This window comes from Staphylococcus sp. GW823-FHT05F06 (assembly GCF_058795495.1).
On sequence record NZ_JBXAHW010000004.1, the window covers coordinates 35,379 to 51,243 of the forward strand.

The window sequence follows — 15,865 nt, forward strand, 5'->3', positions numbered from 1 at the left end:
TTAAAAAGTATAGGAGCGTAAACATATGATTAATTGCTTAATCGTAGACGATGATAAAAAGTTATTGCAATATGTTTCAAGTCATTTAGAAAGAGAAAGTATTCAAACACATACTTTCACAAGTGGAGAAGCATCACTAGATTTTCTTGAAAATAAAAATGTTGATATTGCGATAGTAGATATTATGATGAGTGGAATGGATGGTTTTGAGCTTTGTCAGACTTTGAAAGATGATTATCATATTCCTGTCATAATGTTAACAGCTAGAGATGCATTAAGTGATAAAGAACGTGCATTTCTAAGTGGGACTGACGATTATGTCACTAAACCTTTTGAGGTTAAAGAATTATTATTTAGAATTAAAGCTGTCTTAAGACGATATCAAATTAATGCTGATAACGAGTTACAACTTGGCAACTTAATATTAAATCAGTCTTACATGGAAATTACTGTGGGTTCAAAAACGATGAATCTTCCAAACAAAGAATTTCAGTTGTTATTTTTATTAGCCTCTAATCCTAAACATATTTTCACTCGAGATGATATTATTGAAAAAATTTGGGGCTTCGATTATGAAGGAGATGATCGTACTGTTGATGTTCATATTAAAAGATTACGTCAACGTTTATCTAAATTGAAATCATCAGTATCAATTCAAACTGTAAGAGGTCAAGGATATAGGGTGGACCAAAATGTTTAAAACATTATATTCGAGAATTGCTATATATGCAATTACAGTCATTTTGTTTAGTGCATTAATGAGTTTTCTTTTTACGAATATTTATTATCACTTTCATTTGAAAGCTTCTAATGATGCAAAAATTATGCGCACACTCAAAGAAGCTCGTGAATATGAAAGAACACAAAAACCTAAACCTCTAGATACGTATTTGAAACATTTAGGTCAAATGAATTATCAAATTATGACTGTCAACGAACATGGAACCAAACATTTTTATGGGGAAACTTTTCGTAAAAATACTATAAGTCAGTCTGCAATCAAAAAAGTGCTCAACGGTGAAGATTATCATGGTATTAAAAATAAACCTTATGCATTTTTTGTAACAGGGTTCTTCGATAATGAAACGGATAATACAGTAGGTATTCAATTTAAAACAGATGATGGGGCATTAGCAGTTTTTATGCGCCCAGATATCGGGGAAACTTTTAGCGAATTTAGAATTTTCTTAGCTGTGTTGATAACACTTTTACTTATTATTTCAATTTCACTAGTCATTGCATCAACATATTCTATTATTAAACCAGTGACCGCATTAAAAAATGCAACAACTCGAATTATGAAAGGTGATTTCAGTACGCCTATCAAACAAACACGTCACGATGAAATCGGAACACTGCAATCACGTTTCAATACAATGCGTCAAAATTTAGGACAAGTAGATCAAATGAGACAACATTTTGTCCAAAATGTATCTCATGAAGTTAAAACACCGCTTACACATTTACAACGATTGCTTACTCAACTTGAATTGACGCAAAATGAAGAAGAGAAACAACTATGTATCAATGAAATGTTTGAAATCACTAATCAAGTAAGTGAACTAACTAAGGAATTGCTACTTTTATCTGAATTAGATAATGCTTCCCACCTTATTTTTAACGATAATGTTCATTTAAATACTTTAATAAAGGATATTATTAGACATGAACAATTTCGAACTGATGAAAAAGATTTAGTTATGTTTACTGAATTAGAAGATTTGTATTTCCGAGGAAATGAAAGACTATTACATCAAGCTTTCAATAACCTCATCATTAATGCAATGAAATATGCTCCTCAAAATAGCATGATTAATATCACTCTAACTAGTACAAATCACTTGATTATATTTAATATTGAAAATGATGGATCGATTGCAGAAGAAGATGCGAAACATATCTTCGATCGTTTTTATAAACTGAGTGACGAATCTAGTAGTAATGGTCTAGGTCTAGCCATTACCCAATCAATCATTCATCTTCATCATGGTAGCATTACTCTCACTTCAGATGATAAAACACAATTTATTGTAAAACTATTTATTTAGTATGTATTCTTTAAACTATCAATTGGATTCATAACAAAATATGATGAATTTAAAACATTTCATTAAATAAACTATACACCACATATAAAACCACCATTACATGATAACTTATTTTTAATCATTTAATGGTGGTTTTTTAAATACTACTTTACATTCAAGTATTTTTTTACTTCTTCGTTTATTGAATGGTACATATCTTCATGCTCTGACAATTTTAAACCAAATGATGGGACCATTTCTTTAATTTTTGGTTCCCATGACTTAAACTCTGATTTGTAACAACGTTGCAAGACTTCAAACATGATATCAACAGCAGTCGAAGCACCAGGTGAAGCACCTAATAATGCAGCAAGTGAACCATCTTCTGATGTTATTACTTCCGTACCAAATTGTAATTGACCTTTAGACTTATCTGTATCTTTAATTACTTGAACACGTTGACCTGCAGTAATTACTTCCCAATCTTCATCTTTCGCTTCTGGTAAGAATACACGCAAATCATTGATCCGTTCTTCATTTGAAAGCATTAATTGAGAAACTAAATATTTCGTCAAATTAAATTCTTTTACGCCAGCACTTAACATTGTAATCATATTATTGGGTTTCACAGATTTAACTAAATCTAAATATGAACCGTTTTTTAAGAATTTTGGCGAAAACCCTGCAAAAGGTCCAAATAGTAATGATTTTTCACCATTAACAAATCGTGTATCTAAATGTGGAACTGACATTGGAGGTGCACCAACCTCGGCTTTACCGTAGACTTTTGCATGATGTCTATGTATGACATCTGGATTTTTACATCGTAAAAATAAGCCACTTACTGGGAAACCACCAATGTGTTTAGATTCCTTAATCTTTGTTTTTTGTAATAAAGGTAAACTTGCACCACCAGCTCCGATGAAGACGAACTTAGATTCATAATTCATTACATTTGATGTATTTAAATCTTTAACCACAACTTGCCAGTTACCATTATTTAATTTTTTTATATCTAAAACTTCATGTTTATAATTAATGCCAACATTTTTTTGTTGTAAATTAGCTATTAACTTTTTAGTCAAAGCACCAAAGTTAACATCTGTACCTGTCTCGTCATACGTGATGGCAATTGCTTCATCTGATTGGCGTCCTTCCATCATTAAAGGAACCCATGAGTTAATTTTTTCTGGATCTTGAGAAATTTTCATTTTTTCAAATAATACATTTTTCTGTAAACTCGCCACTCGACTTTTTAAAAATTCAACATTTTCTTCCCCTTTAACAAAGCTCATATGTGGCACTGATTGAATAAATTTATCTGGACTTTCAATATGACCTTCACGTATTAAATAAGCCCAAAACTGTTTAGATAATTGAAATTGCTCGTTGATATGAATTGCTTTAGTAATATCTACTGAACCATCTTTACCTTCTTTCGTATAGTTCAATTCACACAATGCTGAATGACCTGTTCCCGCATTATTCCAAACATTTGAACTTTCTTCGCCAGGTTGACTCAATCTTTCGAACAATTGGATATCTTTTTCTGGTGTTAATTCTTTTAGTAAAGTTCCTAATGTTGCGCTCATAATTCCGCCACCTATTAAGATGACATCTGTTTTGCTATGTTGAGTATTCATAACAAACACAGTCCCCCTTTTTTATTAAATAAATGGAACGATTGACACTCATAGATGTCGATGTCTTTAATAACATTAAAGCGCTTTCTCTATATTGCAAAAAAATCTAAGCGTCTTTTAAGGAAGTGCTCATTTCTTCCTTATCATAACCATTAATTGAACTAATTTAATTATATATATAAATTGTGTTACACAAAAGAATAAAAGTCAACATTATGAGAATAGCTTCATTACACAATTCAAATTACAATTGTTTACATGTTACCCCTTATATACGAACTAATGTTATAATGACTTAAATATCATAGAAAACAATGAGGTGTTTTACGCAATGAAGTCGTTCACATTTTTTATGCATAATATTTATGCAATGGGCGGAACGGTAAAGTCGGTGACACAACTTGCAAATACACTGGCAGAAAAAGGACACCCTGTAACAATTATTTCAGTTTTTAGAGGCGCAGACTCTCCATATTTTGAATTACATTCAGCAATAAAAGTTAAAGTCGTAGTGGACTATCGCTTAAAGCTTAAAAATACTAGAGCTATTACGGCAAATCGTATCAAAAAGTATACCCCCTTTTTAAATACAAAAGTGATTTCTCAATTTGAGCCAGGTAAAAGTCAGTTTTCGAGTTATGTAGAGAAAAAAATGATTAAAGCAATCAGGCATACTAAAACTGATGTACTCGTTGGAACAAGAGCTAGCTTTAATATTCTCATTTCTAAATATGCTAAAGCTGAAATAGTGACCATCGCAATGGAACATATGAATTTTGATGCTCACCCTGATCAGTATCAAAAGGAAATTATTGCTGCGTACCGTAATATCAATAAGATTACAACGTTAACTGTCGCAGACCAGCAAAAATATCAATCACAACTTAAAACTCCTGTATACGTTATACCTAATATGGTTACCGAAAAAAGAATTGCTGCTCCAAAGAAAAATCGTATTATTAGCGCCGGACGTTTAGAATATGAAAAAGGGTATGATTTATTATTAGAGAGTATTCGTTTAATACAAGAAGACTTGCGTCAATTGAATTATGACGTTCACATCTATGGTTCTGGTAGTAAGAAAACATCACTTGTTGACTTTATTAATCAATATCATTTAAATGATTTGATTAAAATATATGAGCCAACGCAAGAATTAAATAATAAACTTGCACAAAGTAAAATCGTTGTTGTACCTTCACGCAATGAAGGTTTCGGAATGATTATTTTAGAGGCAATGGTGCAAGATAATATAGTAATAAGTTTTGAAGGCAATGTAGGGCCAGATTCAATCATTAACAACGGAGATAATGGTTATTTAGTAAACTATGAAAATGTGTCTGAACTTGCAAAACGTATCGATTTAACAACACAACATTATAATGAGTTAGATCACATCATTGAAAATAGTAAAGATACGTTGAAACAATTTAGTCCGGATCATATATATCAATTATTTATGTCTATGTTTAAATAAAAATAGGAGTGAGACTTAGTTCATTTAAAACGAACTGTCTCACTCCTATTTTTCAAATGAGAATTTATATAACAATTACATCATTTTAAAAGATTACCTAAACTCTCGACATCCAAAAGCAAAATATTGAAAGCCCGAAATGAATGACTTTATAGCTTCATTTCAGGCTTTGTATATGAAAAATACATTTCAATAAATTTTGATTTACAGAATGAATGACAAGATAAATGTCCAGATACAGATAAATACAAGTAATCCAATACTATAACGTAATGTCATTTTAAGTAGTTCAGATTCTTTACCTACTTCTTTAACAGCTGCTGTTGCAATGGCAATAGATTGTGGAGAAATAAGTTTCGCCGCAACCCCACCTGCTGTATTTGAAGCTACAAGTAGTGAACCACTTGTACCAATTTGTTGTGCTACAGAAGCTTGAATTGGCGCGAATAAAGAGTTGTTATTAACAACTGAACCAGTCATAAATACGCCGATCCAACCAAGGATTGGTGATAATATTGGGAATACGCTTCCTGCTTTTGAGATGCCTTGTCCCATAGCATTACTTAAACCACCATATGTTGTGATTTTTGAAATTGCTAAGATGAAACAAATTGTTATGATTGGTAACCATAATTCTTTAAATGCTTCAACAAATAAACGACCAGCATCACCAAAGTTAACTTTTTTAGCCATTAAAACAGTAATAATAATTGTAATTAGGATTGCTGTACCTGTTTGACCAATTAAGTTTAATGATAAAGTAATTGGTTTGTGTGAAATATTACTGAAAGTACCAGGTAAGTCAAAGTTAGCAACTAAAGCAGATAATTTACCTTTTGGTGCAAATAATGCTTTAAATGAAGGTGCACTCCAAATCATAACAATGACAGTTAAGATAATGAATGGACTCCAAGCAAATAAGACTTCTTTACCTTTAAGTTTTTTCGGTGCTTCTGGTTTAACATCTTTTTGAACTCTAAAGATATTCTTAGGTTGGAATTTCTTAGAGAATAAAGCTAATGCTAACATAGAAGCAAGTGATGGAATGATATCAGCTAATTCTGGACCATTAAACACTGTAAGTAATCCTTGTAAAACTGTATAAGTGACAGAAACAACAAGAATTGAAGGTAAAGTTTCTTTAATTCCTTTGAAACCATCTACGATAAAGATAAGTAAGAAAGGAATAAAGAAGTTAATAATTGCTAAAGTTAATGTTGATGTTTGTGAAACTCCCATCGCTTCTACATGACCAGGTAAGTTAAGTGTATCTACAACACCAACCGGAATACCAATTGCACCGAATGCACCAGATGCAGCGTTAGCTACTAAACATAACATAGCTGCTTGTAATGGTCTAAAGCCAAGTTGCGCTAATAAAAGTGCACAAATTGCAATTGGAACACCAAATCCTGCAGCGCCTTCTAAGAATGCATTAAATGAAAAACCAATTAAAAGAAGCTGAATTCTTTGGTCTTGTGAAATACTTGTAATACTGTCTTGAATAGTTGCGAATTGCCCCGATTTCAAAGTAATCTTATATAATAATACTGCCATAATAACAATATATCCGATTGGGAAGATACCTTGGAAGAAACCTTCAACAACTGCTCCAGAGGCAATTCCTACTGGTAATTTAAAGAATGGAATTGCAATTAATAATGTAACCACAAGGGTTGTGATAGCAGCATAAATTCCTTTCATTTTAAATACTGTAAGACACAGTAAAAATAAAATGATAGGGATTGCCGCAATTAAAGATGATAATAGTAAATTACCAAATGGATTAAAAGATTCTACTAACATATTGAACTCTCCTCATTAAATCTTTAGTCATGAAGACTAGGTAGACGCATACTGTCCCCTTATTAATATGTGATAAATACCTATTAAATCAGTACGATCCCCACAAGCATATCGTGACCATTTTCACAAGAAAAATATAACATTTTCTTATATAATTTACAATGGTGTGACATGAATGTAAAGGGGTGTTAACAATTAATAAACCTTAATATTTATAGTAGTTAAGCGCTTTAATTTCTCAGGTTAAAAACATATATATTAATTTTTATGTTATGTTTACATGAATTATATTATGCACCATGATAAAATAAAAGCTAACAAATATCGTTAAGAGATTGAAGGAAGATTTATGATAAAGCAAATAAATATTTCAAATATGGACAAATTAAAAGAGCAAATGGAACGTGCACTTAGCGACGGCTATACGCATGTCATCCCCTATTCAAATGAAATTCAAATTCATCAGTCCATGATTAAAGCTATCACTTTACCTAAGACTTCATTTATAGTTGACTATACAATTAACAATTATTATTTAAACGATTGTAAATACTTCGGGTTGGACTTTGTTGATTTTGAGGACTGGGTTAAAAATATTAATTTATATCCAAATGTTATTTATGAAATTAATTCAACATTAGAACTTATTGATAAATTTGAAGTTGAAAATATCTTTGATTTAGCATTATTAACAATTCTTAAAGGGCATATCGCAGTTGAAGGTCATGTCGTATTAGACTTTAAAGGACCATTAAAAACGAGCAAGGGATTTTGGCGCTCATTTGACCGTAATGATTTAACTTATAGAGATAAATTCTTCTTAAACACCATCGCTTATGCACATAAACAAAGAATCCCATTTACGCGTGTACCATTTAACGATCACGATAGTATTAGATATTATGATTCAGTACTACTTAGTACTAAATTTAAAGCTCCAAGATGGTTAGTGACTCCTATTAAGAATTATTCAGTTAAAAAACACAAAGAGATTAGCTATATTTATAAAAAGGATTCATCAAAACTTAAGAACCACGTCGTTTTTCTAGGATTTGATTTCGGCTATCGAGGAAACTCTAAGTATTTATTTAATTACTTTGTTAAACACAATCCTATGATAGAGTCTTACTTTATAACAGATGAGAGAACAGGACCACATTTTATTTCAACTAACGATGAAAATGTGAAGAATTTGATTGAAACAGCTACTTTTGTCATTACGGAAAGCTATATTCCTGACGACATTCACCCTAATGGTAAAATCATTCAATTATGGCATGGGACACCTATTAAAAAACTATTTTTAGATAGTAAAGAGCCACACCAAAATTTAAATATATATAACTACCGAGCTCGAAAATATAATAAATGGACACAACAAGATTATTTAATTGTAGATTCAGAAGAATCAAAAACATACTTTGAATCAGCGTTTCCTAGTCAAAAAATTGATATATTACCTGTAGGATATCCTAGAAATAATTATTTATTAAATCGTATCAATGATGTAGGTTTACATAAACGTATATTTAGTGAGATAAATATAGATCCTACTAAGCGAGTATTATTATATGCCCCAACATGGAAAACAAATTCATCTGATGATGATATATTTCCTATTAATGAACAGTTATTAAAACATTATAATGTAATCTATAAAGGACACGTCGAGAGTAAAAATGACTTGGTTCCTGAAGGCGTAATAAATCCGCCTAATAATATTGAAACGCAAGACTTAATTATTATTTCAGATGTTGTTTTAACAGACTACTCATCAATTATTTTTGATGCTTTAACCGTAGATAAAAAAGGTTGCTTATACACACCCAATCACTCTCAATATGTCGAAGAACGTGGCGTCTATCAAGACGTAATGGACACCTTAAAACCTATTTGGTATACCGATGCTGAACTATTAATAAATGATTTAATTACTGATAGCATCCCACAATTAAACAATAAATATACAAATAAAAATAATCAGTCATTTGAATATATTAGTAAACTTATTTCAAATCAATTGAAATAAGTGCTTCATCTTATTGATGATTTTCAAAATAAAAGTGAGCAAAGTCATTATGCAATACAGAAATGATTTTGCTCGCTTTTTATTGTTAGCTTAGTATGACTCATTCTTGTTGAATTTCACTATACTTACAATTAAGGTTGGAAGTTAGGATCTACAACAGTAGGTTGACCTTGTCGATTAAGCGTTACAATTGAGTAAGTATTACTTTTTGATGGATCTTTAAAGCTAAACACATATCTAAATCCATCTTCTGTTTGTTCTATTGAATAATCATTATATGATTTATTTTCGCTTCCATACATATTAGCTTCGTTTTTAGCAATGGAAAGTGCAGTTTCAAAATTTGGTAATTGTTGCAAAGCTTGACTGCGGTCGCCCTCAAATGGAGAAAGATATCGAGCAACACGTGTCGCATTTTCACTTTGGTATGGTGCTACATATTTATTCTGGTTATCTTGTACTGATTGCTGTTGTTTATTTTGATTATCCGATGAATTTCCGTTTGAATTTGTTGTTGGTCTTTCGCTTGTTCGTTGTTCTCCATCATTTGGATTTTGATTATTTGTTTGTTCTTTATTAGTGTTATTTTCCTGATTGTCTTGCTTATTATTTGTATCATTACGTTTCGAATCTTTTTTTGAGTCATGTTGAGATGATGATTTATCCTTTTGTTCTGTTTTAGAACTATCATCTTTATGACTTGATTCATCATTTCCACCATTGGAACAACCTACTAACATTAATGATAAAATCGTTGCACTTGCTAATACTTTTTTCATTTGAAACCGCCTCCTACTTTGTCTCTTTATCATGTTGAATTGAATTTCAATTAAAATATTAAAAAGGGCATAATATTAATTGCTCATTAATATTATACCCTATAATTATTAATTAAGTATGAAATTTATCATTGTTCCTTGATATCCTTATGAATTAAATCCCCAATATATTGAGATGCCTTACCATTATCTACAGAGCAAAATCTATCATAAAATGCATCTATTTTTTCTTGATATTGCTGTTGCACTTTATCTAAATTCTTTAGTTCTTTAGCTAGGCCATATGGTTCTGTATAAATAGGTCCTGGTAAATCTTCCATATAATTCATATAGAATCCTCGTAATCCCTTATCATATTTGTCTATATCATATGCAAAGAAAAATTGAGGGCGTTTTAAAATACCATAATCAAACATTACTGATGAATAGTCTGTAATTAAACAATCACTTATTAAAAATAATTCAGAGACGTCATTATAGTTTGAAACATCAATTGCAAAATTTTCATAACCAGATAAATCAAGTGCGTTAGAAATGAGATAATGCATGCGTAATAAAATCACATAATCATCTCCGAGTTCTTTATAAAGGTTGTCTAAATCAATTTTTAATTCAAACAAATATTTTCCTTTACTCACAAATTCATCGTCTCTCCATGTCGGAGCATACATAATAACCTTTTTATCACTAGGTAAATTTAAGTGAGTTCTAATTTCATCTAAATACTCTTGATCATTGGCTCTATTAACTAATACATCATTTCTTGGATAACCTATCTCTAATATTCTTTCTTCATCCATCCAAAAAGCACTTCTAAATATTTCAGTTGAATATCTATTTGGCGAAATTAAATAATCCCAACGTGATGTTTCACGATTAAAATTACGCTTATACTTTGGTGTCGTAGTACCCGGCATACGTACCACTTTCATATCATTCGCTAAACGTTTTAATGGTGTACCGTGCCAAGTTTGAATGTACGTTTGATTTTCTTTTTTATTTAAATAAAGTGGTGTACGCGCATTTGATACCCAATGACTTGCTTCCGAGTATGCTTGATAATACTCTGCTGAATTACGCTTAACCTTTTCAGCACTACCCGGTACGACATTTTTATCGGGATTCTTAAATGACCATATATAGCGATAATTAGGATAATACTTTTGCATATATTCATAAATATACTTTGGACTATCACTGTAATTCTTACCACCGAACGATTCAAAGACAATCGTTTTCGGTTTAACATTATCTTCTTTATCTGTTAAATCATACAATGAACGTTCTTTATTTTTTCTTCTTAGAACAATATTTTTAACATGTCGCAACGTTTTTCTAAATTGATTAACTTTAAAAGCTTTATCAGTTTCATTATTCATTAACAAAATTGTTTCAATTTTATTTATTAGCTTTTGGTTTTTAACTAAATGTACATGTAAAAATTTCGATAATTCAACAAGCGTATCCTTATGTGTTTGATAGCGTTCATTAATATCATATCGAGTTGGTTCAAATTCATTAGCAATTTTATTTCCCATTTTAGTGACAATAAATTCTCTAACTTTTGGATTTGTTGCTCGTTTAATGGCATCATAAAAGCTGTTGACGTAATCTTTAAATAAAATATCAAAATTTTGTTCACTTAATGTAAGTGTTTCAAATGGATCATAGACTTCCCCACGGAAATAAAATGGGAAGTTAAAAATACGTACAAACTTATTTACATACTTCATATATTCAAGAACAAATGACCAATCCACATATGTATTTAAATTTTCATTAAATCGAATATGATGCGCCCTGACAATAGCTGTTCTAAAAATAATGTTACAAGCTGACTGTTTTCTTAAAAATGAATTAATATTCTCTTTGGCATTAAAGTATTCAACCCTTACTCGATCTAAATCAACAAATTGCGGACGTTGTGTAGTAAAAGAATGTATTGGAGCAATTAAACCATCAGTATTATTAAACTTTTCTAAGTAAAACGTGATTGCATAAGAAGCTAATTCATCATCTGCATCTAAAAACATAAAGTAAGGTGTTTCTACTTCTTCTAATGCAATATTACGCGCATGTGCATGACCACTATTTTCATCTAAATCGATAAATCGAATGTTTTTATCATAGTCTTTAATAGCTTCATCCATTAATTTTTTACTTTGGTCTGTCGACCCATCATTCACAATAATCAAATTAAAATCTTGTGTACGTTGTTGCTTAATACTCTCTAAGCAACCTGTGATGTATTCCTCCGCATTATAATACGTGACAATAATTGTCAGTTTATTCATACTATACGTCCTTTCTCTTTATATTAAATCGACAACATCTTATAAAATTTAGGTTGTATGTTTGAATGTCACTATAATAACTATCATTACCTATTAAAAATATAAACCTAATCTGTATATATTGATTGCATTTTTAATTTCGATGACTTCACTTTGAATACAATTACATAGATATTGTACTAAAATTCAACGCTACAATTATATCTAATATTAATGCTAAATGCGAACAATATTAAACATAACCCTAGCTCATTTATATTTTATGATTGAACTATAAACTTTGTTTATAGTTTGTTGTAAGATCCAACTCCATAATCAAATCATTATCTACTACACTTCCAGTATAAAATTGATGCGACCCTGTAACTCTAAATCCTCTGTTTTTATAAAAGCTAAGCGCTTTAGGATTATGCTCCCAAACACCAAGCCATATTTTCGATTTCCCAAATTTGATAGCTTGATCAATAGCTAGATTGATAAATAATTGTCCTCTTCCACTCCCTTGAAATGCTTCATCAAAGTAAATGCGTTGTATTTCCAAATATGCATGACCTTTGTTTTCAGTCTGAGCATCATTAATGTTCAATTTCAAGAAACCTACTATATTTTGATCAACTTCATAAAAATAATGAAAAGAATTACTTTGTTCCAATTCTTTTCTCAACAAATCTATATTATATGCATCATTAAAAAATTGCTTGAAGTCCTCATCACTATAAGATTCTCTAAACGTTGTAAAAAATGTTCTTTTAGCAATTAGTTGTAGTTGCTCTACCTCAGTTATTTGAACACTTCTTATCCTTTCCCCCATTTAAATCCCCCTCTAAAACCTTAAAAAGTTAATTTTGTGAATTAGATGTGTACATTGACATTTTTGCTATTAATAAGTTTTAAATTTTCAAATTAAATTATACAATGAATGATATAAAGTTTGTTAGAAAAGCAGTTTCCTTATATTAAAAATAAAAACAGGGTGATATCAAGCGAATCATTAAATAATATCTTTAAAATTTAATATTGATTCAATTCATCATTAGAGGAGTGTAGAAATATGGTAGAAAAATTCAAAGCTTTTGTAGTCGATCAAGATGACAACGGTATTGTTTCAAATAGTTATAAAGAACTAACTAAAGATGACTTACCTGAGGGTGACGTTTTAATAAAAGTACATTATTCTGGCATAAATTATAAAGACGCACTAGCCACTCAGGACCATAACAAAATAGTAAAACAATATCCGATGGTCCCTGGTATAGATTTAGCAGGTACCATTGAGGAAACAAATGCTCCAGGCTTTGAGGTTGGAGATAAAGTCATCGTAACAAGCTATGATTTAGGTGTAAGTCATTACGGAGGCTTCAGTGAATACGCACGTGTTAAATCAGAATGGGTGATTGAATTACCTGAAGATTTAACATTGGAAGAAGCTATGATTTACGGTACTGCTGGCTATACAGCAGGTTTAGCTATAGAACAACTTGAAAAATCAGGTATGTCTATTGAAGGTAAAGAAGTGCTTGTACGAGGTGCCACTGGAGGCGTCGGAACGATTTCATTACTCATGTTAAATAACTTAGGGTATGATGTTATTGCAAGTACGGGTAGAGATGACGCCGAAGAAAAACTTAAAAAGCTTGGTGCTAAAGAAGTAATTGGCCGTTTACCAGAAGATAATAGTAAACCATTAGAGAAGAGAACATGGCAGGCAGCCATTGATCCAGTTGGTGGTGAAAACTTACCGTACATCGTCAAACGATTGGATAACAACGGAAGTGTTGCATTAATTGGCATGACTGGTGGTAACAATTTTGAAACAACCGTCTTTCCTTTCATTTTAAGAGGAGCAAGTATAATTGGTATCGATTCAGTATTTACTCCAATTAAACTAAGAAAACGTGTTTGGAGAAGACTTGCAAAAGACTTAAAACCACAACAATTACATGACATCAAACATGTTATTTCATTCGATGAAATCCCAAAAGCAATCGATCAAGTCATCAATCATAATAATACTGGACGTATTGTCATTGATTTCAATGTTTAAATAACTAAAAAACGTCATTGGATGCAAAAGCAAATGCATTTCATGACGTTTTTACTTTAATATTTAATATTTGATATACATACCTTTTGAATAAGGCTCAGTACTTTTAAACCCAAACTTCTCGTATAATTGATCTGCCGGATAATCTGCTATCAAGCTCACATATGTACCTTCTTCAGCAACACTCTCAATATACTTCATTATTTCATGCATAATTGTCATTCCATGACCCAAACCTTGATATATATCTTTCACAGCAATATCGACGATTTGGAAAACTGTACCACCATCCCCAATCACTCGCCCCATACCAATCAACATATCATTCTCATAAAGGGTCACATTAAAACATGCATGAGGAAGCCCCTTTATTGCCGCTTCAATCGATTTACTACTCATTCCAGCATTAGCTCTTAAATTACAGTAATCTTCGGGACTGGGTGCTTCAAAGTGAATCTTAGTCATTATCTATCACCTGTCTAGTTATTGAAAATCTAAATCCACTCTACCAAACATTTTTTAGTATTTCGACTTTATTTTTTGGGTTCTGTAAGAATAGCCTGTCTTAATAAGAAAAACAGTAACAGTAAACCTGCAAGCATACCTGTATGACCTATGCCTGCAAATCCCGCAAACATTTCGGGTGAAAATTTTTTACCAATAACTTGGAATGTACCTTTAACTGTCATCATTGAAATCGTGATTAACACACCTAAATGATACACGAAAAAGAACCAATTAAATAAGTAATAACTACTTAATTTAAATACTTTTTCAAGTGGTAATAAGAGTAAAAACATAAACATGCCTAAGATAAGTGTATGTGTATGCACTAAAGACAATTGCGTGTCACCCACAAAGTCATGCGCTTTAGTTAATTCTCTGTAGTAAAAGCCACTTAATAAACCTATGACCATATAAAATAAAAAAGAGTATAATAATCTACGCATAAAAAATCCTCCTTAAGATTATATTATAAAACATATTCATTTTTATTAAAGTGACAAAATCACGACTATAAAATAAAACGCTAGCCAGAAATTTAGGTAAATTCTTAGCCTCACTCTTATTTGTTTTTGTAAATTAATAGAAATGTATATTGAATTATTATCTAAAGACGTAGAACCTTTACATCAGAAAATACTATTCATATTCAAAACGATTCAATTAAATTTTTTTGGATACGCTTGTTTAAAAAGAGCAATCAACGAAATCACAATTGCCACGATAGCAACTATCCATAAAGCGATTGAATCACCTTGACTTGAGTCAGAATGAGTGTCATTTGGATTTGCTCCTTTTTTTACAGTTGTAGTTGGTGCAGGGTGCGCACTTTCTTCCTTCCCAGTCCACTTAACAACATCTCCATTATCATAAGTTTGAGTAGTGTTCCATTTGAATGTGCTTTCCTTTTTAGGATTAGCCACTACAATAGGAAATTCAATAAACTCATGGGGACCAATACCTTTATCTGTAGCAGTCCATGTTATTTTAGTAATGTTCCCTTTTTTATCTTTAAAAAATGATGTTTAAAACCTTCAACAGGTTTAACACTCTCAACGTTTAATCCCTTCGGCACATCTAATTCTACTTTCACTGTATAATCATTTTGCTCAACAGGCACCCTTACATCATACTTATCATATGATTCAGGTTCACTTTCATTAGGATTAAGTGTGACATGTGCATCAGCATACTTAAAAAATCCGATCCCCAAAAATACTATAAAAGTTAACAACAGTAATTTGCGCAACATCATTTCGCTC

14 protein-coding genes are annotated in these 15,865 nt (G+C 31.1%); 5 read left to right on the forward strand and 9 right to left on the reverse strand.

What is annotated here, in order from left to right:
• Positions 1 to 25: 25 nt before the first annotated feature.
• Both AC1Q7N_RS03825 and AC1Q7N_RS03830 read left to right on the forward strand, forming a co-directional pair.
• Positions 26 to 700, forward strand: coding sequence for a response regulator transcription factor (locus AC1Q7N_RS03825; RefSeq protein ID WP_001831555.1), 675 nt, complete (start codon positions 26 to 28; stop codon positions 698 to 700).
• Entirely contained in the window at positions 693 to 2,048 is a 1,356-nt protein-coding gene (locus AC1Q7N_RS03830) for a HAMP domain-containing sensor histidine kinase (RefSeq protein ID WP_145376292.1), read from the forward strand. Before AC1Q7N_RS03825 ends, AC1Q7N_RS03830 begins: the two co-directional genes overlap by 8 nt.
• Positions 2,049 to 2,191: 143 nt before the next feature.
• On the opposite strand, the gene mqo is transcribed toward AC1Q7N_RS03830, so the two are convergent.
• Positions 2,192 to 3,670, reverse strand: coding sequence for a malate dehydrogenase (quinone) (mqo, locus tag AC1Q7N_RS03835; RefSeq protein WP_049381107.1), 1,479 nt, complete (start codon positions 3,668 to 3,670; stop codon positions 2,192 to 2,194).
• Positions 3,671 to 4,001: 331 nt separating this feature from the next.
• On the opposite strand from mqo, the gene AC1Q7N_RS03840 reads away from it, so the two are divergent.
• Positions 4,002 to 5,147, forward strand: coding sequence for a glycosyltransferase family 4 protein (locus AC1Q7N_RS03840; RefSeq protein WP_001831623.1), 1,146 nt, complete (start codon positions 4,002 to 4,004; stop codon positions 5,145 to 5,147).
• A gap of 204 nt (positions 5,148 to 5,351) precedes the next feature.
• On the opposite strand, the gene AC1Q7N_RS03845 is transcribed toward AC1Q7N_RS03840, so the two are convergent.
• Positions 5,352 to 6,953 (reverse strand): L-lactate permease, encoded by a 1,602-nt coding sequence (locus AC1Q7N_RS03845; RefSeq protein ID WP_001831564.1) that lies wholly within the window; start codon positions 6,951 to 6,953, stop codon positions 5,352 to 5,354.
• Positions 6,954 to 7,302: 349 nt separating this feature from the next.
• Here AC1Q7N_RS03845 and AC1Q7N_RS03850 point away from each other — a divergent pair, with 349 nt between their 5' ends.
• A complete protein-coding gene (locus AC1Q7N_RS03850) occupies positions 7,303 to 8,982 on the forward strand; it encodes a CDP-glycerol glycerophosphotransferase family protein (RefSeq protein WP_001831509.1) in 1,680 nt (559 codons plus the stop codon).
• A gap of 131 nt (positions 8,983 to 9,113) precedes the next feature.
• Here the strand turns inward: AC1Q7N_RS03850 and AC1Q7N_RS03855 are convergent, their stop codons facing one another.
• The 3 genes from AC1Q7N_RS03855 to AC1Q7N_RS03865 all read right to left on the reverse strand — a co-directional run bounded on the left by AC1Q7N_RS03855 (position 9,114) and on the right by AC1Q7N_RS03865 (position 12,866).
• Complete coding sequence (locus AC1Q7N_RS03855) at positions 9,114 to 9,761, reverse strand: hypothetical protein (protein WP_001831614.1); 648 nt, start codon at positions 9,759 to 9,761, stop codon at positions 9,114 to 9,116.
• A gap of 128 nt (positions 9,762 to 9,889) precedes the next feature.
• A complete protein-coding gene (locus tag AC1Q7N_RS03860) occupies positions 9,890 to 12,055 on the reverse strand; it encodes a bifunctional glycosyltransferase/CDP-glycerol:glycerophosphate glycerophosphotransferase (protein ID WP_001831435.1) in 2,166 nt (721 codons plus the stop codon).
• Between the two features lie 271 nt (positions 12,056 to 12,326).
• Positions 12,327 to 12,866, reverse strand: a complete 540-nt coding sequence (locus AC1Q7N_RS03865) for a GNAT family N-acetyltransferase (protein WP_002495114.1) — start codon at positions 12,864 to 12,866, stop codon at positions 12,327 to 12,329.
• Between the two features lie 240 nt (positions 12,867 to 13,106).
• Here AC1Q7N_RS03865 and AC1Q7N_RS03870 point away from each other — a divergent pair, with 240 nt between their 5' ends.
• Positions 13,107 to 14,099, forward strand: coding sequence for an NADPH:quinone oxidoreductase family protein (locus AC1Q7N_RS03870; RefSeq protein WP_002438357.1), 993 nt, complete (start codon positions 13,107 to 13,109; stop codon positions 14,097 to 14,099).
• Positions 14,100 to 14,162: 63 nt separating this feature from the next.
• On the opposite strand, the gene AC1Q7N_RS03875 is transcribed toward AC1Q7N_RS03870, so the two are convergent.
• From AC1Q7N_RS03875 to AC1Q7N_RS03890, 4 genes are all read right to left on the reverse strand, one after another.
• Positions 14,163 to 14,564: a GNAT family N-acetyltransferase gene (locus tag AC1Q7N_RS03875; RefSeq protein ID WP_002474432.1), complete on the reverse strand. Its 402-nt coding sequence runs from the start codon at positions 14,562 to 14,564 to the stop codon at positions 14,163 to 14,165.
• A 68-nt stretch (positions 14,565 to 14,632) separates the two neighbouring features.
• Positions 14,633 to 15,049 (reverse strand): DUF2871 domain-containing protein, encoded by a 417-nt coding sequence (locus AC1Q7N_RS03880; protein ID WP_001831504.1) that lies wholly within the window; start codon positions 15,047 to 15,049, stop codon positions 14,633 to 14,635.
• Between the two features lie 213 nt (positions 15,050 to 15,262).
• The gene (locus AC1Q7N_RS03885; protein ID WP_324294204.1) at positions 15,263 to 15,544 is read right to left on the reverse strand and encodes a DUF1775 domain-containing protein; all 282 of its coding nucleotides are present in this window, start codon (positions 15,542 to 15,544) and stop codon (positions 15,263 to 15,265) included.
• Positions 15,545 to 15,585: 41 nt separating this feature from the next.
• Positions 15,586 to 15,855 carry a DUF1775 domain-containing protein gene (locus AC1Q7N_RS03890; protein ID WP_002486071.1) on the reverse strand — a complete coding sequence of 90 codons (270 nt, stop codon included), beginning with the start codon at positions 15,853 to 15,855 and terminating at the stop codon, positions 15,586 to 15,588.
• Positions 15,856 to 15,865: the final 10 nt, after the last annotated feature.